Source organism: Pokkaliibacter sp. CJK22405 (assembly GCF_046614695.1).
Lineage (GTDB): Bacteria > Pseudomonadota > Gammaproteobacteria > Pseudomonadales > Balneatricaceae > Pokkaliibacter.
This window is the reverse complement of record NZ_JBKKHQ010000001.1, coordinates 60411-84379: the sequence shown is the minus strand read 5'-3', so window position 1 is coordinate 84379 and position 23969 is coordinate 60411. Positions and strand designations below refer to the sequence as shown.

The following is a 23969-nucleotide window of genomic DNA, read 5'->3' as shown; positions in this document are numbered from 1 at the left end:
TATGCTCACTATAGCGATCATTATAGGACATTAAAAATAAATATTTAAATGATCATTAATACGTACACAAATTCAAAATAAAGAGATAATGAACATTATAACGCACTTTATAAAACTATAGAAAAACCACTCTTTTGCCGAGATTCTCCCCTTGCAGCACACCGATTAATGCCTCAGGAATCGCCGCGAGACCGCCTTTTACGACATCCAGTCGCCACGCCATCTGCATCAGCAGTGCAGGCATTTCCTGGCGGAATTGAGGCAGTAGCTCGTAATAATGTGGCGCAACAAAGGGCGTGACGCTGACGCCTCGTCGCTGAAGTTCCGAGAGATTCGCCGGTGCCTGCCTTGGATTGGCCGTTTGATACTGGCTTACCAACCCGCAGACCACCACGCGCCCGCCTTGCTGCATAAGTCGATTGGCACTGGCGAAGACCTCTCCGCCAATCATTTCCATATTGAGGCTAATACCCTCAGGTGCTGCGGCGCGTAGCTCTGTTTCAAAATCAGGCTGCCGGTGATCCAGCACCGTGGCAAAGTCTAAACGGCTCAGCCACTGGCGCTTATCTTCACGGCCTGCGGCGACAATGACTCGCGCGCCACGGAGTCTGGCGATCTGCGCGATAAGTGATCCCACCGCACCCGCCGCAGCACACACCAGTACCGTATCGCCCGCTTCCGGCTGGCCGAGATGACAGGCCAGCCAGGCGGTAAAACCCGTCATGCCAAGGGGATGAAGGTATGCCTGAGCCTCCGCATTGTCAGGAATACGCAGAAGCTGATCCGCAGGGACAAGGCTCTGACTCTGCATGGGTAAGTGCCCTGCCACCAGGCAACCCACCGGCAAGATGTCTGAGCCTGACGCCATCACGCGGGCCAATGACCAGCCCGACAACACCGAACCTGCCTGCCAGCGGTCAATATACCCGTAACCCTGCGGCTGCATGCGGGTGCGCATATACGGGTCAACACTGAAGGCCAACGGCTCAAGCAACACCTGCCCGGCGTCCAGCGTTGGTGAAGGGCGATTCACGGACACCAACTCGCAGTCAGTCGGCTTAAGCTCACCGTCGGGAAGGCAGCGCAGACGAAGCTGTTGCACAGCGGTGATGCCATCGGCCATGGAGTTAGAGCTTATCGACAAGGGAGAAAGCGTCGATAACCCAGAAAGAGTCTGATCAGAAGTCATAAGCGGCTCATAGACGGCACGTAGACGACGGTAAGGAGGTCGATTATTCCAGCTTAGGGCTCATAGGTCATTGCCGGTTTCCCACTCGGATCAAGCAATCCATTACCTCACATTCAGGAAAGAGTGCATCCCACTAGCGCCAATTTATCAGGCAATCAACACGGAGTAGCCTTGGTACCAGATCCGCTGGACACACACCCTCGCCCGTCCGGTGCTTTACCGTTTTTCCGGCGATTCATGCTGACACAGGTATGACCATGACTGCACACACCAAAGATCAACTCATCACTGAACCCTCAACCGGCCTGCAGTACCGCGTACTGCAGCAGCCAGCGCATGCACTGGGTCGATTGATTCTGATGCACGGTGTCGGCGGTAATGAAAGCAACTTTGATAGCATCGTTGGATTGCTGGATAGCCGTCTTGAGGTGCTGAGTGTTCGCGGGCCACTCACGCTGCGCCCCGGCAGCTTTGCCTGGTTTGTCGTCAACTTTGGTGCCAATGGCCCGGTGATTGACGAAGCTCAGGCGGAACAGGCACGGCTGAAAATCCTTGGTTTTATTGATGCCCTGCAAGACGTGAGTCCGCTGCCCACAGCGGTGTCCGGCTTTAGTCAGGGCAGCATTATGAGCGCCAGCGCAGGCCTGACCGCACCTGAAAAAATCGCCGCCGTTGGGTTGATCAGCGGCCGGATTCTGCCGGAGATCGCGCCACACCTGCCGAAAATTGAACCGCATACGGCGGCGTCGAATGCCCTGCTGAAACTGCCCGTCTTTATTGCCCATGGCGAGCAGGACGCCACCTTGCCGATTTTCTGGGCTGAGCGCGCCACCAGCATGCTGACAGAGCTGGGAGTCCCCCATCAGTTCAAACGTTATTCCCACGGTCATGAGATTTCTGCCCGCGTCATACAGGACTTCAACGCCTGGCTGGTCACACAGCTTGAAAACCTCTGACAACACACTGAAAGAGGTGCATTCCTGCCACAGCTGATAGGATGGAATTTTTTCGCCCTGCGGGGGTCAAAGTCAGGGGCAGCACGCCCCGGACCAGAGAGACAGGAAGCCTATGCACCCAATGAATATGAAGCGACTGACCAGACATAGCCTGCTTAGCCTTGGCGCGACCCTCGTGTTAGCCAGCGGCGTGGCGACAGCAGCGGATGACCTGCCCGCCCCCATCAAGAACCTGCAGGCACAGGGCGTGGAGATCAAAGGCCAGTTTGATGCCCCCGGCGGTGTTCAGGGCTATGCCATCAGCAACCGCGGTCAGGGCTATACCGCCTATGTCACCGGCGACAAACAGCACGTCATTGTCGGCACCATGCTGGATGCAGAGGGTAATGACCTGTCCACCCCGGCGCTGTCGAAACTGGTCGACGGCCCGGCCAATGTCGCCCTCTGGGGAGATATCGAAAAAAGCCACTGGGTTCGTGAAGGCAAGGAAGATGCTCCCCGCATCGTGTACGTGTTCAGCGACCCTAACTGCGGTTTCTGCCAGCGCTTCTGGCGTGATGCTCAGCCCTGGGTCGAAGCCGGCAAGGTGCAGCTGCGCCATATTATGGTCGGTGTGATCAAGCCACAGTCTGCCGCCCAGTCTGCCGCGCTGCTGAACTCGAAAGATCCTGGCCTGGCGATTGCCAAACACTTTGGCACCGGTCAGCAGCCCACGGACTACAGCGATGAGAACATGCAGTGGGTGATCAAAAACACCAATATGATGCGTGAGCACAACCTCAACTACACGCCGGTGATTCTCTACAAGGAAGGTGATGATGTGCAGCGCGTCGATGGCTCACCCACCGCCGACAAGCTGACCGAGATCATGGGCAGCGAAAAGCCGAGCTGATCACAGCGATAAGCCAAAAAACGTAAGCGATGATCCCAACAAAAAAGCCAGCACACTCTGCTGGCTTTTTATTCGTGCTATTTGCCTCGATGCTTAATCAAGCAAGGCGGCAAGCACCCGGCCCATTTCCGCATCACAGCGGTGGAAGGTTTCATCAGGCACATTCAGCATCGCCTCGGCGGTTTGAATATACGCGCCCTGCTCTGCCAGCTCCTCCCCTTCATGGGCAATCATCTTCTCAAGCGAAGGACGGTCCAGCTCCAGGTGAAACTGAAAACCCAGCACCTTTTCGCCCAGGCGAAACCCCTGATTGGCACACACCTCGGTGGAACCCAGCAGCACTGCGCCCGCAGGAATGGAGAAGGTCTCGTTATGCCAGTGCATCACAGTGATGCCCTGCGGCAGCTGATAACCCGCCTCGTCAGCGCCCGCGGTGGATGAAAGCGCAAACCAGCCAATTTCGGTGGCTTTACCCGCGTTGACGGTCGCGTTCTGAGTGACGGCGATCAGCTGCGCCCCCAGACAAATCCCCAGCGCAGGCTTACCCAAGGCAAGGTACTCGGCAATAAAGGCTTTCTCCGGCACCAGCCAGGGCAACGTGGCTTCATCATGCACACTCATCGGCCCACCCAGAATAATCAGAAAATCAGGCTCACTGGCCGGCGGCAGCGGTTCGTTATCAAAAAGGCGGGTGTAATGAAAATGGGCGCCGCGCTCAGCTAACCAATGGCGCATATTGCCAATGTCTTCAAACGGCGCGTGTTGCAGAACCTGTACGTGCATAAGGGTTTCCCAATCAGGCAAATGAGGTTGATACCGGGGTAGTTTGGCTCATCAGCAAATGTTCCAGATCTTTAAGGGCCGCCGCAGCGGTAGCCATCGGGCTGGTGCGCGCCATGGCCTGAACCTCGCCCATGGTATCCGTGGTGACGCTGACTGCTTTCATTCCCGCACCCACCAGCGCGAAAGGATGATCCTGCGGGTACAGCGCTAACTCAACGCGGGCACAAGCTGCCTGCGAATCGGCAGACTTCTCAATAATGCCAACCAGTTTAGGGACCAGACTCGCCTGCTGCCACTGCCGAATCATGGCGGGGGTAGTCCCCATCAAACCCTGCACGGAGACATCGGCCAGGGTTAAACCAGCATTCATTCCGGCATTGGCGAGAATCAGGGTTTTGCAGGCGGTATCCCAGCCCTCAAGGTCAAAGCGTGGGTCCGGCTCTGCCATGCCAAGTTGCTGCGCAAGGCTGATTGCCTCCTCCAGCGCCATGCTTTCCATCATTTTGCTGAGCACAAAGTTGGAGGTCGCGGTAAGAATGCCTTCCAGCCGCTCAATCTGGCAGCCCGCTAGGTTATAACGCAGCAAATCCAGCGTAGGCAGCGCCGCCGCCGTTGCTCCGCTGATGCCTAAAAAGCAGTGATGCGCTTTCGCCAGCGCGGCCAGCTCGGGATAAGCCACCACCAAAGCCCCTTTGGAAATGCTGATACCGTGGCAACCGCCGGACAGCGCTGCGCGCAGGTAGCCAAGTCCGGCACCGCCGGTGGTAAAGTCGGTCGGGCTGGCTTCAATCAGCACATTCGCCCGGGCCTGAGCAAGCCACGCCTCGCCGGTCAGACCGTCCTGAGCCAAGGCTTCGTAGTTATCGACCGTCAGGCCATCGTCCGCCACTGCACCCTGGCGTGAACCGCAAGCCGCCACGAGCCGGACATCCACACCATAGCGCTGCCGGTAATGCGCTCGCCGCTCAACAAGCAGGCTTGCCACCTGCCTGCCAATGCTGCCAAAACCACTGATCGCTACCCGAAACTGCTGCATCACCCCTCCCGACATCGGCGATATTGCTTGAGTGATGCCAGTATCAGACAAAATAAAATGATTTAAAAACGAGGATTATTGGTGTCGAGCAAGATAAATTTTGATTATTACCGAGTAGCTGACTTTTGCCTTTCTCTAATGAAATCAATATCCGGCCAATAATTCTTATTTGAAGGAAGACGTAAGCGGTCTAACCCAGAGATTTCACTCTTTGCAAATTGCAGCTGCTTTTTTGAACGAACTTTTCCTTCATTAAGCTCTATTTTTAAATTTTCATTCACAATCAATATATCAGCATCAAATAATTTATGATGATTTGCGCAAAGCAATAGCCCATTACTGGGCAATATTCGTTCTTCAGAACTACTCTTCTCCCACGACTTTATGTGCGCTGCTTCAAGATAATTTTCAAGACAGCCTCCACAAAAAGCACATTCGCCTTTGTACGTTTTAAGTAAAATTTTTCTAAAAAGTAATTGAGATACCCCACGTTGCTTTACGTATTTAGAGATATCTTTAATTTCTTTAGAAGAGTTTAAATAATCCTTAATCAATCCATCGATAGACTCATCTGCATCAAACTCTGCAAATGGATTAACTAGATTATTCCAAGGAAAATCATAGACATTATCTTTTAACACATTGATTTCATTTAAATTAAAATCTTCCATCTGGAGACCACGTCCTGGCCTTTCAAAGCTCTTGTTGATAACTAATATCGTTAACGGTGGTAGACTCTGTATCTCGCAGAACTGTTTTATTGGGTCTAAAAAATGTCCAACTCCATACGCAATTCCTCCAATCAATGAAGCAATATCTTGATAGTAAAGAGTTGCTTTAGGTCTGGTCTGGGCACACCTCACTAATTCATCCCAAATAAGACGTGCTTTATATTCCCGACTTGCGTTCATTAATTTGCTCCTTCGATAAATTTCATCACCACAACTCCACCCCAAAGCGCTTTAACACCGCCGCTAATCCCACAAAGCAGATAAACGTCAGTACACAGCTAGCGAGTAGCGACAGCCAGAAGCCGAAGCGCTGCATCATCATCGGGAAGAATAAAAACATGGGTAAGGTCGGCAACACGTACCAGAAGGTATACCAGGCGTGATTGGCAATTTTGGCGGCGGGTTGCTGCTCGATATAAAGCCAGACCAGCGTGAGAACGGTCACCAGTGGCAGTGAGGCGACCAGTGCGCCGAGACGGTCGCTGCGCTTGGCCAGTTCTGAGATAACGACCACCATCAGCGCGGTGATCAGGTATTTCACAATCAGAGAGTTCATCGGCGTTATCCGAAGTGCGGGAGTCACACCGACGATACCCCAGCACTTCAGAAAAAACAGCAGGCGACATGGCAAGATACCTTCAGCCACCTCCGGGCAAGAGTGCTAGGTGCTCTTACGCGGGTCGCCATCGACAAACTGCTGCACCAGACTCATGCCAAACATGGAAGCCGCCTTGCGTGAGGCAAAGGCAAAGTTACCGGAGTTAAGTTCTGGAAAGCCGTCGATAAACACCACGACCTGATTGAACTCATTCTTGATTCGCGTCTGACGACCGACGATCTGATACTTTCTGCCGCGATAGGTGCCTGAGCTGAGCACATCCCCGGAGCCAAATAAGTGGCGCATTACTTTCCTCCATGAAGCCGTTTTTATTGTTTTGCTTCTGACCAACCGTGGCCGAATTACCCTGTATAGCTCAACACCGGGGTATTAAACAACAGCATGACATAGATGGAAACAAGTCATGAAAACCAGCAGTGACGGGCACTGTAGCGCAGCATGAAGATAAGTTTCGATAGATGAAACGCAAAATGGAGTGGGTAGAGAATGTAAGAGGTTGGTGAAACCGGACAAGGGGCGCTTTTTGGTATTAAACGCCCGGTTGAGTACACTGCCCTTTGGGAGGATCGACAACATTATTCAATGAACTCTGGAAATCCAACATGCGGTATGCGCAAACCATATTATTCAAAGCTTTGGAACAGAGCATGATGAATTATCGTTTATCCATTAGTTCATTAATATCCCATGAAATAGATCGCCTTTTTAATATCTAACAAGAGAAGATGATATTTTGGCTCAATAGAATAAAAATTAACTCCAAATAATACTTTACTCTGACATAACTTTATCAATCTTATAATTACAATAACCACAAAAAATACTATCGGATAGTTCTTCTGCTGGAATATTGCTTCCACATCCTGCACACTGATGATTTGCGGAACCACCACATGAAACACAAACACCTTCATGGACAATATATACGCCAATGCCACATAAAGGGCAATCAACGACTGGTATATCGCCTCCATCCTTTAAAGCTAAATAAGTTGCGCCTGCATAATATTCATTCACGGCGTCATTCACAATCTCGTCATATTGAAGTTCATTTTCACATGCACGACATTTAAATACACATCTTGCATCATCGAATTCTAGCAAATCTGAACCACACTCACTGCAATTATATTCTCTTAATGCGTGAAATATCTCATCAGTATAATAACTAAGCTGTTCCAACGTTAAATCACACTTTTGTTTTTCCTTTAGATAAACTTCATTCACTTCTACCAAAATCTTCCATGATTTATCCCCAAGCAGAGATTTAGGATCTTTATTAAGTTCATCAACGATGAAGTCTCTAATAATAATAAATGAATCAGAAATCATTTTCTTAACAGCATCTCTTTTCAGAGTGCTATGATAATGCTCTATATCATTCCTGTATTTATTTATATTATCGAGGCGTTTCCAATCCACTGATATTTTCAAGGATTCAAAACGCTCCTTAATATTTTGCACGTCAACAGTTTTCTTTCCTCGACCTATCCATTTGATCACTCCAGCCTCATCAGTTTCTGGTAAAATTTTTTGTTTAATTAGAGCCTCATCAGAACCTTGAGGACTTATCTCACAGAGCTTTGCTTTAAACAAAAGCAAGATTCCAGAAAATATATTTCTGGTCGCAGAAATTATTCTTCTATCATCAGTGGATTCAAAATCTTCTAAACCAATAGCAATTGAATCTAATGCATTATTGAGAATACTCATATTTATCCTCGATCATTCTATTCATATAAAATTGAGAAAATATATAAAACTATATACTGATAAAAAAACAGAAATAAACGTAACATTTTTAGCAGCGTCATACACGAGATGCAAGCCTGAGAAAACGTACTTTCAGCAACTACCGAACAAAAATCCGTTATCAATCAATAGGCAGGGAAAAGCAATAAATGCTGTGGCGTAGGATTACCACAAGTCGAGGTACAGCGAGAGCGGAGATCTAAAGGACTACTTCCCCCTGATCATCAGGCGCGTGGATGAATCACGCTGGGAAAACGCGTAAGGCTGTATCAGAAGTGAAGCTGGTTATTTTCAGGCCACCTCTTTCAGGCAACCAAGGCTTCAAGTTCGGACTCATCCACCAGCTCTTCAACAATATGCTTGGCGAAGTCGAGGGCTTCTTCTTTGGAGTCAAAGGAGAGGGAATCGCTGGTCATCAAAGGCAGGCCTTCGACGGCGATGTAAAGCTGGCTCAAGGTGCGTGGCGCGATAACGATATAAAGCTTTTCTTTATAACGACCACTGCCGATACGCAGGCTTTGAACTGGAAAAGAGGTGGTCATATAAATACTCCCCGGAGTCACCTGACTGCATCCTGCCGCCCGGTGTTTGCGCTTCACCCGTAAGAACCCATGTTCCTACTTTCATGCTGGCGCAGCATATTCATATATATGTTTGTGGGACGATCCTGGATCACAGTTCCAAAAAAATTTTTATCGCGTGTGAGCGCCTTATACCGCGAGAGGTAAAACGCCACCCCCCGCGGAAGCAGAATGGCGTTGAGGACATCATAAAGGATCAGGCGGGTTTGACACTGACGGTCGATTGCGTCGCCGCCTTGTAGCGCTTGGGCTGGTAGAACATCACCACGTTGCCGCCGAGAATCAGCGCCAGTCCGATAAAGGCTGACGCACTCCAGACATAGCCTTCAAACAGGGTGGAAATGGTCAGCGCAACGATGGGGAAAAGTACCGTGGCATAGGCGGCCTGCCCTGCCCCGATTCGCCCCACCAGCGCAAAGTAAGTGCCAAAGGCAATGACCGAACCAAATACCGAGAGGTACACCAGCGCACCCCAATACACCGGACGCGGGTCGATGGCAAAGCTCTGGCCCTGCAGCAGAATCACCACCAGCATGGTCAGCGCACCGTAGGTCATGGCGTAAGCATTGCTGGAGAGCAGATCCCGCCCGGCACGCTGGTGGCGCGCGCTGATCATATTGCCGAGGGAAAACCCATAGGTGCCAAGGAGGCAGAGGCCGATACCCAGCAGCACTTGCGGTTGCATATCTGCAGGGTTGAGGTCACGCCAGAACAGGCAGATGATCCCGATCAGCCCCAGAGCATTGGCACACATCAGCTTGCGGGTAATGCGCTGGCCGAGGAAGAACACGCCGTTCAGCGCATTAAAGAGAATCGCCATGGAGAACAGCACGGACTCAAGACCGCTGTTGATGTAGTGGTTGGCGACATAGAAACAGTAGAAGTTAAAGCAGAACACGCACATGCCCTGCAACACACAGAGGCCATGCTCGCGCAGGGTGAAAGGCTTGAGCCTGCCGCTTACCCGCAGCACCGCCAGCAATACCACGGCCGCCAGCAAAAAGCGGTAAAACACCGAGACCGGAGCCGCCACCTCGCCGGTTTGGGCGCTGATGGCAATCCAGGTGGTACCCCAGATCAGAACGGTCGCAACGTAGAGTAAAAGTGTCATCAGGCAAGCCTCGACAAGGTGGAATATCAACACAACGGAATAACGCCATTATGCCGACTCCGCATCCATGAGACTTTTACAAAACCGCGGCGAGTTGCACATTCTTGCGGTTATTTGGCGAAGACGCCGCACAAGCCTTGGTCATTAAAGTCAGGCTGGGTAAGATAACCCTTCGCCTAACTGACCTTTGCTCACTCTGGTGGATTGAACGACCGTGGACAGCCGCTATCAGGTTCTTGAGGAACTCAAACAGCACCGCACCCAACTGCGCGACAGCGCCCTGCTGAGTAACGGCATCGGGCTGGCATCCTGGTATAACGATCAGGATCTGGTTGCCCTTGAACAGGTGAGCCACCACACCCTCAGCATGTACGTGGCCGATGGTTACGAGAGCTACATGAAAACCCGTGGGGGTTGGAAGAACGGCGGCGGGCCGGGGCGTATGTGCCTGATGCCGAAGGGCTATGACTCGACCTGGAATATCAAAGGCCCGCTGACCTTTGTCCACTTCTACTTTACCGATCAGCACCTCTCGGATATCGCCGAGAAAACCTGGGACAAGCGCCCTTCCTCCTTCACGCTGGATGAACGGATTTTCGCTGAAGATCCGCAAATCACCCTGCTCTATCGCCAGTTTTTGCTGGCCTGTGACTGGGGCGATAAAGCCGACCAGTTACTGCTGAGTAGTACCTCATCGCTGATGCTCACCCACATGGCGCGTCAATACCTGCATTGCCAGTGGGAGCTGCCACGCATCACCGGCGGACTGGCACCATTTCAGCTGGCACGGGTGCGGGAGTTTATTGATGCTCATCTTGATCAGCCCTTGCTGCTGTCTGATCTTGCCGAGCAGGCAGGCTTGAGTGACTACCACTTCGCGCGGATGTTCAAACAAAGCCAGGGCCTAGCGCCCCACCAGTATGTGATGGCGACACGCCTTGCCCGCGCAGAACAACTGCTGATCACCACCGAACAAAGCCTGAGCGATATTGCCCTTAACTGTGGTTTTAGCTCCTCCAGCCATTTTTCAAACCGCTTCCGCCAGCATTTCGGCACCAGCCCGTCACAGCGGCGCAGCGCTTTGGTCTAGAAAGCGCTTTGGGGCGGGCGCAAACTATTCCGAGCAGCACTCCGAATGCGATGTTTCTGCGTCTGACTACTTTCAACGCGGCCTAACCTCATCCATTCATGTCTCTCATTCATAGAAGCTAGGCTTTTACCCGCCTTATTCTCATAAGACCTTCCCCCATAAACTTCTCTTCATCACGTTAATGGATTAACGCCCCCGCTGTTGTCGCGTTGGTTACCTCTTTCTGGCAACTGACCTTACAGCCACACCGTTGAAGATACTGATAGCACCATGAACCTGATCGAAAATACCTTTTTTGAAGGCGAACGCGCCTGCTTTGCCGCTCACGATACCCGCTTTGAAAATGTGAAGTTTTACCCCGGTGAATCCGCCATTAAGCACACCAGAAACGTACAGGCCTCTGGCTGTGAGTTCATGGGCAAGTACCCGTTCTGGCACGATGAGAATGTGCTGATTGAGAACTGCCTTTTTACCGTGTATGCCCGCGCCGCGATCTGGTACACCCGCAATCTGCACATGCGTAACACCCGTGTGGAAGCGCCAAAGATGTTCCGCGAGATGGACGGGCTGGTGCTGGAAAACGTGCAGCTCCCCAATGCCGAGGAATGCTGCTGGAACTGTCGTGATGTTCTCTTTCGCAATGTCAGCATTCAGAAAGGCGACTACTTGCTGATGAATGGCCAGAACATTGAAGCCGAACACTTCTCCCTGCAGGGCAATTACAGCTTTCAGGATGCCCGCAATGTCATCATCCGCAACGCTCATCTCGACTCCAAGGATGCCTTCTGGGGTTCAGAGAACGTCACGGTGTATGACTCGGTACTCGATGGCGAATACCTCGGCTGGCATTCCACCAACCTGCGACTGGTGAACTGCACCATTCGTGGCAGTCAGCCTCTGTGTTATGCCAAAAATCTGGTCATGGAAAACTGCATCATGGAGAACACGGACCTGTGCTTTGAATACAGCACGATCGATGTCGATATCACCAGTGACATCATCAGCATCAAGAACCCGGAGGGCGGCATTATTCGGGCGAACGCCATTGGTCACGTCATTCTGGATGAAGCGTTTATTAGCCCTGAACTGACCAGAGTCCAGCTTAAAGCATCCAACGCAGAGGCAGCAGTCGAGGCGAATGCCTGATGGCTGGCGTTAACACACCCTTCGATGCTGTGCCGGAGCGTCGCGGTACCCATAGCGTGAAGTGGGATAGCGCCGCCAATGGGAATGTGCTGCCGCTGTGGGTTGCGGATATGGACTTCACCACCGCACCTGCCATTACCGAGGCGCTGGTACAACGTGCCAGGCATGGCATTTTTGGTTATACCCGCGTGCCGGAGAGCTTCTTTACCGCTTTCACGAACTGGCTCAGGCGGCGCCATGCTCTTTCGGTAACGTCCGAGGCGCTGCTCTACACCACCGGCGTCGTTCCTGCTCTCTCCGCCATTATTCAGGCCCTGAGTATTCCGGGGGATGGCGTCATCGTCCCTAGCCCGGCATACAACTGCTTTTTCTCCTCGATCCGTAATAGCGGCTGCACTCTGGTAAGCAGCCCTCTCAAAGAGGAAAACGGTCATTACGGCTTTGATTTTGAGGATCTGGCCAGCAAGGTCGCAGAGCCGAAAAACACCCTGCTGCTGTTGTGTAATCCGCATAATCCGGTGGGTCGTAGCTGGACAGAAGCTGAGCTTCGCCAGCTCGGCGAGTTGTGTTTCGCTCACAACGTCACGGTGATCTCCGATGAGATTCACTGCGACCTGACGATGCCCGGTTTTACCCATGTGCCCTTTGCCTCCCTGGGCGAGGCATTTATGCAGCACTCCGTCAGCTGCTTTTCACCGAGTAAAGCCTTCAATCTCGCCGGTTTGCAGGTCGCGACGATTCTTGCCGCCGACCCGGAAACCCGTCGGCGCATCGACCGCCGTCTCAATATTAATGAAGTCTGTGAGATCAGCCCTTTTGCCGTGACAGCAGTGGAAGCCGCCTATAACGAAGGCGAAGTCTGGCTGGATGCCTTACGCGGCTATCTTGATGAGAATTATCAGGCACTAAAACGTTTCATCGAAACGCATTTGCCGCAACTCAAAGTGACTCCGCTGCAGGCAACCTATCTGGTCTGGATTGACTGTCGGGCGTTATCGGTCACTAGCCAGACACTTGCCCGTTCTCTTTATGACGATCATGGGCTCTGGATCAACGAAGGCACGGTTTACGGCCCAGAGGGGGATGGCTTTATCCGAATCAACATCGCCACCTCCCGCGCCCGACTGGACGATGCGCTGTCCCGTCTTTTTGCCGCACTGGTCAATGAACCACCACCGGCATGACCCCTTTCTTAGTCATCAATAAACCCTCTGCACAGAAGGATATTTCCCCATGTCTGTTACCTATGATTTTTCCAACAAAGTCGCGCTGGTCACTGGTGCCGCCTCCGGAATGGGCTTTGCCACAGCCAAAGCCTTTGCTGAATCCGGTGCCAGTGTGGCTCTGTCTGACATCAACGCCGAAGCCCTCAATAGCGCGGTGGAATCCCTGAAAGGGATTAATCCCAATGTCGCGGGTTTTGTGTGTGATGTGGCGGATGAACCCCAGGTCGCGCAGCTGATTAAAGATATTGTCAGCCGTTTTGGCCGTCTGGATATCGCCTTTAACAATGCCGGCATTCAGGTGCCTGCGTGCGATGCCGCCGATGAGCCGGTTGAAGCCTTTGACAAGGTCAATGCCATCAACCTGCGTGGCGTGTGGGCTTGCCAGAAGTATGAACTGCAACAAATGCGCGATCAGGGCGAAGGCGTGATTGTGAACTGCTCCTCCACCGGCGGTCTGGTCGGTTTGGCAAAACTGGCGTCTTACCATGCCTCCAAACACGGTGTGATTGGCATGACCAAAAGCGCCGCGCTGGAATATGCTCCTCGTGGTATTCGCATCAACGCGGTATGCCCCGGCGCCATCGATACGCCCATGGTGGCGGATATGCTGAAAAAAGGCGCATTGACCGATGAAATGATTGCTGCCGCGCAACCTATTGGTCGTTTGGGCAGACCCGAGGAAATCGCTGCCGCTGTGCTCTGGCTGTCCAGCCCTGGCGCGTCTTTCCTGGTGGGCCATGCGCTGGCCGTGGATGGTGGTTTTACCGCTCACTAAGCCATTAGTGCATGACCACTTCCTGAACAAAAAGCAGGGACAAGCAGAGCTACTGTGTTAGTTAGAAAGCTGCTGTCTCTGCTTTTCTTGTTATCACCATAGCGCTGTGCTCATCAAAAAAACCGGTGTCGAAGCATCACTCTCCTGAGTGGCTATTACTCACATCAGTCACGCTCTGACGCCCCATTCATGAGCCAGCATCATAATTGCTACTCTCCGGTCAGCGTTGTCCCGGATGGCAATCCTCCGCATGCTAAATGCTTCCTTAATTTCATGTTTAACGATGAAAGAGGCATGTGCCATGCAGGCGTTATTCAAACCCCATTGCTCGTTTAGGCTTGGTGCCGTAGTGATCGCGACGGTGTTATCCGTCAGTACTGTGCAGGCTGAAACCAGTGCGTCCGAAAATGCCTCCGCTGCCGCCAATACCCAGGTGCAATTTCCTGCTAACCCGACTGCAGGCGCCCATTACGCCACCGTCACCCGTGGCAGTACCCGTGAAGAGCTTTACACCAGTCACGAAGCCATTGCAGCGGCCAGGGCTGGAGAACCCTTGCCCAATGGCACCACCATTGTGCTGGAGGATTTTCGCGACGATACGCTCTTTCGCTACGTCATTATGGAAAAGCAGGCAGGTTTTGGTGAACAGGTTCCTGAGCACCAACGCACCGGCGACTGGCTATTTCGGGAGTTTGCCCCCGATGGCACGCCCAACGCCTCCGTTGATGGCTCTCGCTGTATGAGCTGCCACCAGTCCCAGTCCGCTAATGACTTCGTTTTCACACTTGATCGCATGAAGGCCTATTCGGACTGACCTGCAACCGCTTCTTATCCCGTCTCCCCAGTTTTCACTCACCCTTCGTAAAAGGAAGTTTCGATGAAAATCACCACCACTGCCGCCCTCTTGCTATCCCTGGGCCTGTCCGGTCAAACCTTTGCAGCAGACAAGCCGGATCTTGCCAAGGTGTCACCGGCCCTTGAGCACTATCAGCAGCAGCTACAAAACGAAGTGTGGAAGCGCGAGGCTCTGTCACCCCGCGATCGCAGTATCGCCACACTGGCGGCAATGATTGCCCGTGATCAGGCTGCTGAGCTGCCTGCGGCGATTCGAACAGCGCTTGATAATGGTGTGAAACCGGCAGAAATCTCCGAAACCATTACTCATCTGGCGTTCTATTCCGGCTGGGGTAATGCCATGGATGCGGCGCGCGCAGCGCAAACGGTATACGAAGAGAAAGGTATTGGGGCGGATCAGCTGCCCGAGGTTGATCCTCAGAAACTGCCACTGGATAAGGAAAAAGAGGAGCAGCGTCAGCAATTTGTTGAGGAACGTTTTGGCAAGGTCGCTCCCGGTGTCACTCACTACACCACCGAGCTACTGTTCCTCGACTTGTGGCTACGCCCGGCGCTGGCGCCGCGTGATCGCAGTCTGGTCACCGTCAGCGCACTGGTCGCCGCCGGTAAAGTCGAGCAGGTGCCCTTCCACCTGAATCGCGCTATGGATAATGGCCTAAAGCAAAGTGAAGCTTCCGAACTCCTGACCCATCTGGCCTTCTACGCTGGCTGGCCTAATGTGTTCTCAGCCCTGCCGGTCTTCAAGAAAGTCTTTGAAGAGCGTACTGCGGGTTAAAGCCAATACACCGTTGATAAAAAGGGAATCCCACGGATTCCCTTTGCAAATGGAACACTACTTACTTCAGGCAAATGCACCCTTGAAGAAGCTTTGTAGTTTATCGAAGGGAATCAGGTCGGTTTTATCGTACAGATCAACATGATTGGAGCCTTCAACGATATACAGCTCTTTGGGCTCGGCCGCCTGAGTGAAGATATCCTCACTGAAATAGCGGGAGTGAGCTTCATCACCCATGATGAGGAGCACTGGGCGCGGAGCAATCCAGGCCAGCTTGTCCAGCAGCGGGAAGTTCATAAAGCTCAGCGATGAGGTTTTAGTGAACTGGGTGCTGGAGTTGGGGTGGTAGCCCCGTGGACGGGAGTAAAACTCGCCAAATTCACGGCCAATGGGATGAGTTTCTTCGGTAATTTCAAGGGGCGCACCACGATCTGCCAACGCAGGACGGCCATCCTTGAATTCCACCCAGCGCTGCTCGGCCAGGGTTTCCAGCAGTGCTTTACGGCTGTCGTCATCCAGCGAACCGCCAAAGCCTTCCGCATGCATACGGGAAATATCGTACATGCTCACCGTAGCCACTGCCTTGATGCGCGGATCAACCTGCGCAGCACTCAAACCAAAACCACCAGAGCCACAAATACCGATCACACCCAGTTGGTCGCGGTTAATGCCGGGATAGGTACCCAGAAAATCGATACCGGCGTGGAAGTCTTCCACGAATACCTCGGGCGAAGACAGACGGCGCACATCACCTTCGGAGTCGCCGTTGTAGGATGGGTCAAACGTCAGCACAGCAAAACCGCGTTTAGCCAGTTCATTGGCGTAAATACCGGGGCCCTGCTGCTTTACGCCACCATAAGGCGCCCCGACGATCAGACCGGGCAGTGCGCTGTGCTCATTGGCATTTCTGGGCAGGTAAAGATCACCGCTCAGGGTAATACCGAAACGTGTTGGGTAACTGACAGGTGTGCGCGTTACCTCAGGGCTAAGAGTAAAAATATAGTTATCCATAGGGAGCTCAGTTCATGTCAGAAAATGTCATCAGTGAAAGCCTCCCTCACCGCCCGAAATCAGAGTACGAACGGTAAGGCAGACAAGCGAAGGGGCTTAGTCCTTCTTCACTTCTTTGGCGAGGTACACCTCATCCGTCACAGGCTCCATCCATTCAACAGGAGAACCGTTTTGCGATTCCTGCATGGCAACGTGCTGCATGGCGGTTTTGTCGGTGGCACCGTGCCAATGACGGCGGCCGCAGTTACACCAGATCAGGTCACCCGCGCGGATTTCAGTTTTAGGGCCGCCTTCACACTGAGTCCAGCCCACACCGTCAGTCACCAAAAGTACCTGACCCACCGGATGGGTGTGCCAGTTGGTGCGCGCACCGGGGGCAAAGTTCACTACCGCCATTCCCAGGCGCGAAGGTTCAGGTGCAGTAAACATCTTGTCGATACGAACCTCCCCAGTGAACCAGTCTGTCGGGCCCTTAATGGCTTCATTGTCGCTGGCACGCTGCACAATCATGTCGAGGGATGCTTTATCGATATCGCTCATAACAACCTCCTGAGGTCATAAGTGGGGATCCATCATTAGTACGATTTTTACTCTAACAAAGACTTATTAGGCCGATTAGATGTAGAATTCTTAAATCGGCATTAAGCAGAGCTTTATAATCATGAGTTACAGTCTGGATGAACTGGCCACGTTCGTGACGGTTGGTCGTGAGGGGAATTTCACTCGCGCAGCGGCTCATCTGGGCGTCTCGACCTCCGCCGTGAGCCAGACCGTGCGATCACTGGAAGAAAAACTGGGTGTCCGTTTACTGACACGTACGACCCGCAGCGTCGCCCGAACTGAAGCAGGCGAACGCCTGTTACGGGGGATTGCGCCACTGCTTCAGGAAATTCATGCGCATGTCACCGCAGTGGCAGACATGAGCGAGCGCCCTGCCGGCACCGTTCGCATTAATGCCGATGAATACGCCATCAAAGCGGTGCTATGGCCGCGCTTGCGTCCGCTACTGACCCGCTATCCCGAACTATCGATAGAACTCACCACTGACTACGGCCTGACCGATATCGTCGCCGAACGTTTTGATGCAGGAGTGCGCCTCGGCGGCATCATCGCAGCCGACATGATTGCGGCTCCCATCTGTCCGCCCATGCGCATGGCCGTCGTGGCCTCACCGGCGTATTTACTGGAAAACGGTATCCCCAGGACTCCCGAAGCACTGACCGGTCATCGCTGTATTAACCTGCGATTACCAACACATGGCGGCCTTTATGCCTGGGAATTTGGCAGTGGTGAGAAGGAGTTCAGCGTTCGTGTGGAAGGGCAGCTGATCATGAACAGCGTCTTTCAGATTCTGGATGCCAGCATCGCTGGCGTCGGTCTTGCCCAACTACCGCTGGGGCTAGTTGAAGATGCCCTCGCCCGCAACGAGCTGCAGGAAGTGCTGCGCGACTGGTCAGACCCTTTCGAGGGCTATCACCTCTACTACCCCAGCCGACGACAGCAAACGGCGGCTTTTAAAGTGGTACTGGATGCCCTGCGTTATCGAAGTCGATAAATACAGAAAGCGCCCCCGTGGCGATCAGGGCGCAAGCTCGAGGCGCACTTCCTGATTGCCCAGAGTGCGAACCGCTGCGGCGCCACCTTCAATACGCCCTAGCAGCACCAGTCCGCTGGCATAGCCGAAACCTTTGGTGAAAATCGCCAGATTGCCCCAGGGCGAGTAATAGGTCACATCGCCCACTTCCGGCTTGATGCCCGCTGGCGCATCCGAGGTATCAAGCCGCTTGGGCAAGTCTGCAACCTTCTCGATTCCATGATAGTCACTGAGCTTAAGCGTCATCGGTAATAGCGCGATAAAGGAACGCGCCGCCTCACTGTCTGCCATGGTGATACGGTAGGTGTTGTCCTGAGCGGTCATCAGCACGGTTATCATCATATTCTCCGTTACAGGTACAGAATTCGGACCGGCGATGGCCAGCCCCGGGTTAGTCAGCCAGACAATGAACGTGGCCATCAGACAGTGCCGACTCCAGTGCCAAAGCCAGCGCAGGCCTGGGAAGAAACCCTGATAACACGCCTTCACTGTTTTCCACCGTGGCGTGCAGCGGAAGCCGACGCCTGAGACAGCGTGGATAATCTTTCGGACATCGGTTCGACTCCTTAAGCAATGACAGGCAAAGCTTCGCCCGCGCTCTGTTTTCAGAACGCCAGCAACACTCAGTGGATAGAGAAAAAAGAGTTCAGTTTAACGGGCAGCGGTGAGCCGATACTTACTCCAGATCACGCCGTCTTCCAGAATCGAATAGCCTAAAAAATGCGTATTCAGAGGCGCTGCGACTGTCGTTTGAGACTCAGAATCTGTCGACTGAAAAATGCCTTTGAAGGTTGTCGCTCCATCCAAGGCAGGACAAACCAGGGTGCTGATTTCATCAATGGCCCCGGCACGCAGAAAATGGCCGTTGGTGATCGCCCCGCCCTGAAGCAGCAAGCGCTCAACGCCATAGAAAGCCGAAATTTTCTCCAGCGCCTGCAGCACATCATCACCCTGCTGACCGGCAAAAAGATAAGAGACGCCTGCACGCTGTAGATGCTCAATGGCATAGGTTGGCGCCTGTGCTCCCAGCACCAGTACCAGATGCTCTCCATCCAGTTCTGCCGTCTCGGGGCGTAGCCGCCCCTTGGGATCAAAGGCAATCGCCAGCGGCTTGCCATTGGCAGGCTTGAGGTTATCTTCACGCCACTGAGCGGCAATAAACCCCTTCTCATCGCTAACACTTTCGTCAGCCACGCCGGGCACATAATGCGACATGGTTTCGCGTCCCACGATCCAGCCCTGCGCCTTAAAACTATCGGCACAATGGTCGTAATGGCGCTCGATCATCGCGTCGACACTGACCTCGGCAGTGGAATGCCACTGATCCGGAAGAATGCTTCCATCCAGACTGGTGATCATGTGACAGATGATATAGGGGCGCATAAATCCTCAGGTACGGCTGCAACCATCAGTGCCAGTACTGATGGCAATATGACAGAGCAAGGTAGTCACCGACGATAAATTAGTGAACAACATAGTTTTAATATCTTCTATGACTGCCACTCATTAATCTTTGGTTGCTTTACCCAGCCGATCAAAGCGATAAATAAGCTCTGCGCCACCGGGTTGGCCGTAGGCCAAGGCAGCGGTAACCATGGCAAAGGGTTCAACAAAGCGCCCGTTAGCCAGTCCGCCGATGAACACCGGCTCAAAGCCGATATCATCAATCAGCCCGGCCACCAGTGGCTTTAAGGATTCATGATCACAGTAGTACAGCATCTGAGCTGCCGGTTTTAAGGAATGACGGCAGGAAAAAACCTCCGGGATAACTTCACTGGGGCACGTCGTAAAGGCACCGGCAATACGGGTAGCCGGCAGGCATCGGGCCAGGAATTCGATACCGGAGTCCTGACCGCCGAGCAGCAGATACTCATCCTCAGGATCAAGTGGAACGCAGCAACTAATAAGGGTTTTACCGGTGAGATCTCCCGCCTGTGTCAGGGCATCCTCAAGCTGGGACCAGTGCACAGCAAGCAGAACAACCTCGGCAAGGGCAGCCGCTTGCGCCGGTGTGGCCGCCTGAGCGCCGACCTGATCGGCAAGGGCAGATAAACGTGCCGGTGAGCGCGAATAGCTGAAAATAATGTTGTGCCCTGCCGCAGACCAGCATCGGCCCAACGCAGCGCCCATTCGACCGGCACCGATAATGGCAATCTTCATGGGATATCTCCTACAGGCTGGCAAGAAATCAGAAGCGCATCGTGGGGTTGGCAGAGGAAAAAGCCAAGATTGGGCGAGTGCTTCTCCCTATTAACAGCAAAGCAGGTAACAGCAACGCAGACCACCCTGCTTTTGCACAATGAATCCGTCATCAGGAGTGAGCCAAGATGCTCCGCGAAAATGTCGCCGACTTATTACTCTTTATCATCGTTGCCCGCTCCGGCAGCTTTACCCAGGCAGCGGCGCAGGTGGGCTTGTCTCAGTCGGGTGTCAGCCATGCCATACGCGGGCTGGAGAAGCGCCTGGGCCTTCGTTTGCTGAACCGCTCAACCCGTCGCGTCACGCCCACCTCTGAAGGCCAGCGGATACTTGACCGTATCGCGCCGCACTTTAACGAGATTGAAGATGAGCTGACCAATATGGTGGAGATGCGTGACCAACCCGCCGGGACGATTCGCATTACCGCCACGGACTATGCCGCCGACCGGGTCATCTGGCCCAAGCTGGCACCGGTTCTCAAGCAGTATCCGGATCTGCATGTTGAGATCGTCACGGATTACAGCCTGACGGACATCATTCGTGAAAAGTTCGACGGCGGCGTTCGCCTGGGTGAACAGCTCTCAGAGGGTATGATTGCCGTTAAAGTCGGCCCGGACTTTCGCATGCTGGTCGTGGGGTCGCCCGAGTATTTTGCTCAGAATGACAAGCCCACGACCCCGCAGGATTTAAAAGACCATAACTGCATTAATCTGCGCCTGGCGACCCACGGCGGGCTGTATGCGTGGGAATTTGAAAAGGATGAGCGCGAGCTGAGGGTCAAAGTGCAGGGACAGTTCACCTTCAATACGATCTATCCTGTAGTGACGGCGGCTCTGGACGGTTACGGCCTTGGCTATATTCCTGAAGAACTGGTACGCGAGCACATCGATGCAGGCAGGCTGGTATCCGTACTGGAGGACTGGACGCCGCCCTTTGCCGGCTATTACTTCTACTACCCACACCGTCGCCAGACCTCTAACTCCTTTAAGGTCATCGTTGATGCCTTGCGCTATCGAGACGAGTAGCCCTTTTCTCTCAACATGTGCGCTGCTTAATGCAGCGCCATTCATGAGCCTGCCTTGTAAGTCCTATCACTGATTCCTGCCTAATTATTCAATTAGCGATCACTACAATAACTCTTTGCTGCTTAAACCAGTGCGGTCATACGCTGCCTGAGGGTCTGGCTTTCTAAAAAGCTGCCCCTTAGCGGATTCAATAATAACAATCCCGCCTTATCACTCCGCTACCCGGCCCTGAGCGTTACCGCTTGGCAGGCTTAGGGTGAGATTTTTATCCAATTCGGGATTACCCCATGTCCGATACCTCATTACTAAATAACCAGGACCGCGAGCGAACGGGCTCACCACGGCTTGAATCAACCTGTTGGAGTGCCGTCTTTGCACTGGCCTTAAGCGTGGCCACGGTGCTGATTACTGAACTGCTGCCTGTCAGTTTGCTGACCCCCATGGCCCATGATCTTGATATCAGCGAGGGGCTGGCAGGCCAGAGCCTCACCGCGACAGCATTAGTGGCGATTTTCTCCAGCCTGCTGACAGCACGGGTCACGCAGGGCATTGACCGGCGCAAAGTGGTGATGGGGTTTTCAGCATTACTGATGCTGTCCAACGTTATTGTCGCCCTGTCTTCCGACTTTCTCTGGCTTTGCGTGGGGCGCTTGATTCTCGGGCTGGCGCTGGGCGGTTTCTGGGCGATGGCACCGGCTTTGACCATGCGTCTGTCTCAACAGCAGGACATTCCCCGTGCCATGTCGATTGTGTTCGGCGGCGTCTCGGTCGCCCTGGTGCTTGCCGCGCCTTTGGGCAGTTTTCTTGAGGTTATCGTTGGCTGGCGTGGTGTCTTTGCCATTACCGGCGTACTGGGCGTTGTCTGCCTGCTCTGGCAGGCACTGAGCTTCCCCAAATTACCCTCTACTCATCCTCATTCCTTTGCCAGCCTGTGGCGCACTGCCTGCCGTCCGGGTATGGCTGCAGCGCTACTGGCCATGTTTCTGGTGTTTGGGGGGCAGTTCACCTTTTTCAGCTATATGCGTCCCTTCTACGAAAGCTTTGCAGGCTTCAAAAATAATGAGCTCTCCGCGATTTTCCTGGCTTTCGGTATCGCCAATGTGATTGGGACTTCCCTGTCGTCCTACTTCATCCAGCGCGGGCTGAAAAAGACCCTGCAATTCGCACCGCTGGTCATTGGTATTAGCGCACTGCTGCTGGCCATGCTGGGGGAAAACAAGGGCCTGACGATTGTGATGACGCTGGTCTGGGGTTTTGTGTTTGGTGCGGTGCCCGTCGGCTGGTCAACCTGGATCACCCGCAACTTTTCTGAGGAAGCGGAAAACGCCGGTGGCCTGCAGGTGGCTGTCATCCAGATTGCCAATACGCTCGGCGCAGCTGTTGGTGGCTATCTACTGATCGTGGCAGGAGCAGTTTCACCGGTCTTTTGTGCGGGAATTCTGATGATTCTTACCAGTGTCGTCATCGCCGGCTGGGTTACCAGCCAGTGATGCGCAGGGCACGGGCTCAGGTATTAGAGAACTCGCCCAGGAGGCTTCGGCTCAGTCGATTCTGATGGGCCAACAAGTAACAGCGAAAATCACCGCACAAAAGGCTGCCAAAAGTCGGGCTGGCCCAGCGTACTCACTCAAAACTAGGAAACACTCCATGAAAGCGATAGGTCTTAATAACTATGGTGGCCCTGAGGTACTGGAAGTCGTTGAGCTTGAAACGCCTTCGCCCAAGGCCGGAGAGGTTCGTATTAAGGTCAGCGCAGCCGGGATCAACCCTGTCGATGTCATGGTCAGGGACGGTTTGCTGGCAGCCTTTTTTGCCGATGAACCCTTCCCCTTTGTTCCCGGCATGGACGCCAGCGGCGTCATTGATTCGCTGGGAGAAGGCATCTCAGCAGAAAGCGGCCTGAGTCTTGGTCAGGAAGTCGTTACCGTCGTCGATAATCACGGTGGTTATGGCGCTTACAGCGAATATATTTGCGTACCAGCCAGCTCTGTGATTGCCAAACCTGCCAATACCACCCCGGAGTCCGCGGCTTCATTTTTGATGAATGCCCTCACCGCGCAGAATGCGCTGGACACCCTGAATTTACCCATGGGTTCAACCGTACTCGTTACGGGTGCCGCGGGAGCCGTTGGCACCTATGCGTTAGTGCTGGCAGTGAATGAAGGCCTGAACGTGGCAACGCTTGCCTCAGAAAGCGATAGCGAATTTCTGCGATCATTGGGGGCTGCTTCGGTATTTACGCGCGAAGATGATGCCCTTGAGCAGATTCGTGCAGCCTATCCGCAAGGGGTGGATGCTGTGATTGATGCCGCCGGGCTTGGTCAGGCGATTGTGCCCGCCATTGCCGATGGTGGAATGTTGATTCAGCTGCGACCCACCGATGACAACTTTGATCCGCGCATTACGGCAACGTTCGTCAATGTCCGTGAACGCGCTCAGGATCAATCCGTGATTGCACGTTTAGGTGAGCAAGTGGCTTCCGGCCTATTGCCCGTGCGTGTTGCAGCCATTTTTCCCGCAACCGAGGCTGTCGCCGCCCATCAATTCTTCGATGAAGGCGGTCACCGAGGCCGGGTGATTCTTGATATGACGGCGCTTGGCTGATCAGTCTCCCCGAATACTC

26 protein-coding genes are annotated in these 23969 nt (G+C 53.4%); 12 read left to right on the top strand and 14 right to left on the bottom strand.

What is annotated here, in order from left to right; all coding sequences use genetic code 11:
- Positions 1-115: 115 nt before the first annotated feature.
- The gene (locus tag ACKC9G_RS00415; protein ID WP_411402812.1) at positions 116-1189 is read right to left on the bottom strand and encodes a zinc-binding dehydrogenase; all 1074 of its coding nucleotides are present in this window, start codon (positions 1187-1189) and stop codon (positions 116-118) included.
- 257 nt (positions 1190-1446) lie between these two features.
- On the opposite strand from ACKC9G_RS00415, the gene ACKC9G_RS00410 reads away from it, so the two are divergent.
- Both ACKC9G_RS00410 and dsbG read left to right on the top strand, forming a co-directional pair.
- Entirely contained in the window at positions 1447-2145 is a 699-nt protein-coding gene (locus tag ACKC9G_RS00410; RefSeq protein ID WP_411402810.1) for an alpha/beta hydrolase, read from the top strand.
- A 112-nt stretch (positions 2146-2257) separates the two neighbouring features.
- Complete coding sequence (gene dsbG / locus ACKC9G_RS00405; RefSeq protein WP_411402808.1) at positions 2258-3037, top strand: thiol:disulfide interchange protein DsbG; 780 nt, start codon at positions 2258-2260, stop codon at positions 3035-3037.
- 93 nt (positions 3038-3130) lie between these two features.
- Here dsbG and ACKC9G_RS00400 read toward each other — a convergent pair whose 3' ends face one another.
- The 8 genes from ACKC9G_RS00400 to ACKC9G_RS00365 form a co-directional block, all read right to left on the bottom strand.
- Positions 3131-3820 (bottom strand): type 1 glutamine amidotransferase, encoded by a 690-nt coding sequence (locus ACKC9G_RS00400; protein WP_411402806.1) that lies wholly within the window; start codon positions 3818-3820, stop codon positions 3131-3133.
- Positions 3821-3833: 13 nt separating this feature from the next.
- Complete coding sequence (locus tag ACKC9G_RS00395; RefSeq protein WP_411402804.1) at positions 3834-4856, bottom strand: hypothetical protein; 1023 nt, start codon at positions 4854-4856, stop codon at positions 3834-3836.
- A gap of 107 nt (positions 4857-4963) precedes the next feature.
- Complete coding sequence (locus ACKC9G_RS00390) at positions 4964-5767, bottom strand: HNH endonuclease (protein ID WP_411402802.1); 804 nt, start codon at positions 5765-5767, stop codon at positions 4964-4966.
- A gap of 25 nt (positions 5768-5792) precedes the next feature.
- Positions 5793-6218, bottom strand: a complete 426-nt coding sequence (locus tag ACKC9G_RS00385) for a DUF3147 family protein (protein WP_411402800.1) — start codon at positions 6216-6218, stop codon at positions 5793-5795.
- Positions 6219-6248: 30 nt separating this feature from the next.
- On the bottom strand, positions 6249-6491 hold the full coding sequence (locus ACKC9G_RS00380; RefSeq protein WP_411402798.1) for a hypothetical protein: 243 nt from the start codon (positions 6489-6491) through the stop codon (positions 6249-6251).
- 486 nt (positions 6492-6977) lie between these two features.
- A complete protein-coding gene (locus ACKC9G_RS00375) occupies positions 6978-7919 on the bottom strand; it encodes a hypothetical protein (protein WP_411402796.1) in 942 nt (313 codons plus the stop codon).
- 344 nt (positions 7920-8263) lie between these two features.
- Complete coding sequence (locus ACKC9G_RS00370; protein ID WP_411402794.1) at positions 8264-8500, bottom strand: hypothetical protein; 237 nt, start codon at positions 8498-8500, stop codon at positions 8264-8266.
- A gap of 235 nt (positions 8501-8735) precedes the next feature.
- Positions 8736-9650 (bottom strand): DMT family transporter, encoded by a 915-nt coding sequence (locus ACKC9G_RS00365; protein WP_411402792.1) that lies wholly within the window; start codon positions 9648-9650, stop codon positions 8736-8738.
- Between the two features lie 214 nt (positions 9651-9864).
- Here ACKC9G_RS00365 and ACKC9G_RS00360 point away from each other — a divergent pair, with 214 nt between their 5' ends.
- From ACKC9G_RS00360 to ACKC9G_RS00335, 6 genes are all read left to right on the top strand, one after another.
- Positions 9865-10740: a helix-turn-helix domain-containing protein gene (locus tag ACKC9G_RS00360; protein ID WP_411402790.1), complete on the top strand. Its 876-nt coding sequence runs from the start codon at positions 9865-9867 to the stop codon at positions 10738-10740.
- Positions 10741-11010: 270 nt separating this feature from the next.
- Entirely contained in the window at positions 11011-11886 is an 876-nt protein-coding gene (locus tag ACKC9G_RS00355; RefSeq protein ID WP_411402788.1) for a DUF3737 family protein, read from the top strand.
- Entirely contained in the window at positions 11886-13070 is a 1185-nt protein-coding gene (locus tag ACKC9G_RS00350; RefSeq protein ID WP_411402786.1) for a MalY/PatB family protein, read from the top strand. Before ACKC9G_RS00355 ends, ACKC9G_RS00350 begins: the two co-directional genes overlap by 1 nt.
- A gap of 49 nt (positions 13071-13119) precedes the next feature.
- Positions 13120-13887, top strand: coding sequence for an SDR family NAD(P)-dependent oxidoreductase (locus ACKC9G_RS00345; protein ID WP_411402784.1), 768 nt, complete (start codon positions 13120-13122; stop codon positions 13885-13887).
- Positions 13888-14170: 283 nt separating this feature from the next.
- Positions 14171-14701: a cytochrome P460 family protein gene (locus ACKC9G_RS00340; RefSeq protein ID WP_411402782.1), complete on the top strand. Its 531-nt coding sequence runs from the start codon at positions 14171-14173 to the stop codon at positions 14699-14701.
- A gap of 63 nt (positions 14702-14764) precedes the next feature.
- Positions 14765-15517: a carboxymuconolactone decarboxylase family protein gene (locus ACKC9G_RS00335; RefSeq protein WP_411402780.1), complete on the top strand. Its 753-nt coding sequence runs from the start codon at positions 14765-14767 to the stop codon at positions 15515-15517.
- Positions 15518-15583: 66 nt separating this feature from the next.
- Here the strand turns inward: ACKC9G_RS00335 and ACKC9G_RS00330 are convergent, their stop codons facing one another.
- Positions 15584-16528, bottom strand: a complete 945-nt coding sequence (locus tag ACKC9G_RS00330) for an alpha/beta hydrolase (RefSeq protein ID WP_411402778.1) — start codon at positions 16526-16528, stop codon at positions 15584-15586.
- Positions 16529-16624: 96 nt separating this feature from the next.
- Positions 16625-17068 (bottom strand): cupin domain-containing protein, encoded by a 444-nt coding sequence (locus tag ACKC9G_RS00325; RefSeq protein ID WP_411402776.1) that lies wholly within the window; start codon positions 17066-17068, stop codon positions 16625-16627.
- Positions 17069-17189: 121 nt separating this feature from the next.
- Here ACKC9G_RS00325 and ACKC9G_RS00320 point away from each other — a divergent pair, with 121 nt between their 5' ends.
- Complete coding sequence (locus tag ACKC9G_RS00320; RefSeq protein WP_411402774.1) at positions 17190-18083, top strand: LysR family transcriptional regulator; 894 nt, start codon at positions 17190-17192, stop codon at positions 18081-18083.
- Between the two features lie 24 nt (positions 18084-18107).
- On the opposite strand, the gene ACKC9G_RS00315 is transcribed toward ACKC9G_RS00320, so the two are convergent.
- The 3 genes from ACKC9G_RS00315 to ACKC9G_RS00305 all read right to left on the bottom strand — a co-directional run bounded on the left by ACKC9G_RS00315 (position 18108) and on the right by ACKC9G_RS00305 (position 20282).
- On the bottom strand, positions 18108-18542 hold the full coding sequence (locus ACKC9G_RS00315) for a cyclophilin-like fold protein (protein WP_411402772.1): 435 nt from the start codon (positions 18540-18542) through the stop codon (positions 18108-18110).
- Between the two features lie 231 nt (positions 18543-18773).
- Positions 18774-19505 carry a dihydrofolate reductase family protein gene (locus ACKC9G_RS00310; RefSeq protein ID WP_411402770.1) on the bottom strand — a complete coding sequence of 244 codons (732 nt, stop codon included), beginning with the start codon at positions 19503-19505 and terminating at the stop codon, positions 18774-18776.
- A gap of 123 nt (positions 19506-19628) precedes the next feature.
- Positions 19629-20282: an NADPH-dependent F420 reductase gene (locus ACKC9G_RS00305; RefSeq protein WP_411402768.1), complete on the bottom strand. Its 654-nt coding sequence runs from the start codon at positions 20280-20282 to the stop codon at positions 19629-19631.
- 167 nt (positions 20283-20449) lie between these two features.
- Here ACKC9G_RS00305 and ACKC9G_RS00300 point away from each other — a divergent pair, with 167 nt between their 5' ends.
- From ACKC9G_RS00300 to ACKC9G_RS00290, 3 genes are all read left to right on the top strand, one after another.
- On the top strand, positions 20450-21346 hold the full coding sequence (locus ACKC9G_RS00300; protein WP_411402766.1) for a LysR family transcriptional regulator: 897 nt from the start codon (positions 20450-20452) through the stop codon (positions 21344-21346).
- Positions 21347-21633: 287 nt separating this feature from the next.
- Positions 21634-22836 carry an MFS transporter gene (locus ACKC9G_RS00295; RefSeq protein ID WP_411402764.1) on the top strand — a complete coding sequence of 401 codons (1203 nt, stop codon included), beginning with the start codon at positions 21634-21636 and terminating at the stop codon, positions 22834-22836.
- Between the two features lie 157 nt (positions 22837-22993).
- Positions 22994-23950, top strand: coding sequence for a quinone oxidoreductase family protein (locus ACKC9G_RS00290; protein WP_411402762.1), 957 nt, complete (start codon positions 22994-22996; stop codon positions 23948-23950).
- Positions 23951-23969: the final 19 nt, after the last annotated feature.

Coding starts and splice junctions, on each gene's coding strand:
- ACKC9G_RS00300 (WP_411402766.1), top strand. CDS start 20,450: ATGCTCCGCGAAAATGTCGCCGACTTATTACTCTTTATCATCGTTGCC.
- ACKC9G_RS00390 (WP_411402802.1), bottom strand. CDS start 5,767: ATGAACGCAAGTCGGGAATATAAAGCACGTCTTATTTGGGATGAATTA.
- ACKC9G_RS00375 (WP_411402796.1), bottom strand. CDS start 7,919: ATGAGTATTCTCAATAATGCATTAGATTCAATTGCTATTGGTTTAGAA.
- ACKC9G_RS00370 (WP_411402794.1), bottom strand. CDS start 8,500: ATGACCACCTCTTTTCCAGTTCAAAGCCTGCGTATCGGCAGTGGTCGT.
- ACKC9G_RS00315 (WP_411402772.1), bottom strand. CDS start 18,542: ATGGCCACGTTCATTGTCTGGCTGACTAACCCGGGGCTGGCCATCGCC.
- ACKC9G_RS00310 (WP_411402770.1), bottom strand. CDS start 19,505: ATGCGCCCCTATATCATCTGTCACATGATCACCAGTCTGGATGGAAGC.
- ACKC9G_RS00400 (WP_411402806.1), bottom strand. CDS start 3,820: ATGCACGTACAGGTTCTGCAACACGCGCCGTTTGAAGACATTGGCAAT.
- ACKC9G_RS00340 (WP_411402782.1), top strand. CDS start 14,171: ATGAAAGAGGCATGTGCCATGCAGGCGTTATTCAAACCCCATTGCTCG.
- ACKC9G_RS00290 (WP_411402762.1), top strand. CDS start 22,994: ATGAAAGCGATAGGTCTTAATAACTATGGTGGCCCTGAGGTACTGGAA.
- ACKC9G_RS00410 (WP_411402810.1), top strand. CDS start 1,447: ATGACTGCACACACCAAAGATCAACTCATCACTGAACCCTCAACCGGC.
- dsbG (WP_411402808.1), top strand. CDS start 2,258: ATGCACCCAATGAATATGAAGCGACTGACCAGACATAGCCTGCTTAGC.
- ACKC9G_RS00380 (WP_411402798.1), bottom strand. CDS start 6,491: ATGCGCCACTTATTTGGCTCCGGGGATGTGCTCAGCTCAGGCACCTAT.
- ACKC9G_RS00305 (WP_411402768.1), bottom strand. CDS start 20,282: ATGAAGATTGCCATTATCGGTGCCGGTCGAATGGGCGCTGCGTTGGGC.
- ACKC9G_RS00350 (WP_411402786.1), top strand. CDS start 11,886: ATGGCTGGCGTTAACACACCCTTCGATGCTGTGCCGGAGCGTCGCGGT.
- ACKC9G_RS00325 (WP_411402776.1), bottom strand. CDS start 17,068: ATGAGCGATATCGATAAAGCATCCCTCGACATGATTGTGCAGCGTGCC.
- ACKC9G_RS00345 (WP_411402784.1), top strand. CDS start 13,120: ATGTCTGTTACCTATGATTTTTCCAACAAAGTCGCGCTGGTCACTGGT.
- ACKC9G_RS00320 (WP_411402774.1), top strand. CDS start 17,190: ATGAGTTACAGTCTGGATGAACTGGCCACGTTCGTGACGGTTGGTCGT.
- ACKC9G_RS00335 (WP_411402780.1), top strand. CDS start 14,765: ATGAAAATCACCACCACTGCCGCCCTCTTGCTATCCCTGGGCCTGTCC.
- ACKC9G_RS00330 (WP_411402778.1), bottom strand. CDS start 16,528: ATGGATAACTATATTTTTACTCTTAGCCCTGAGGTAACGCGCACACCT.
- ACKC9G_RS00395 (WP_411402804.1), bottom strand. CDS start 4,856: ATGCAGCAGTTTCGGGTAGCGATCAGTGGTTTTGGCAGCATTGGCAGG.
- ACKC9G_RS00365 (WP_411402792.1), bottom strand. CDS start 9,650: ATGACACTTTTACTCTACGTTGCGACCGTTCTGATCTGGGGTACCACC.
- ACKC9G_RS00295 (WP_411402764.1), top strand. CDS start 21,634: ATGTCCGATACCTCATTACTAAATAACCAGGACCGCGAGCGAACGGGC.
- ACKC9G_RS00355 (WP_411402788.1), top strand. CDS start 11,011: ATGAACCTGATCGAAAATACCTTTTTTGAAGGCGAACGCGCCTGCTTT.
- ACKC9G_RS00415 (WP_411402812.1), bottom strand. CDS start 1,189: ATGACTTCTGATCAGACTCTTTCTGGGTTATCGACGCTTTCTCCCTTG.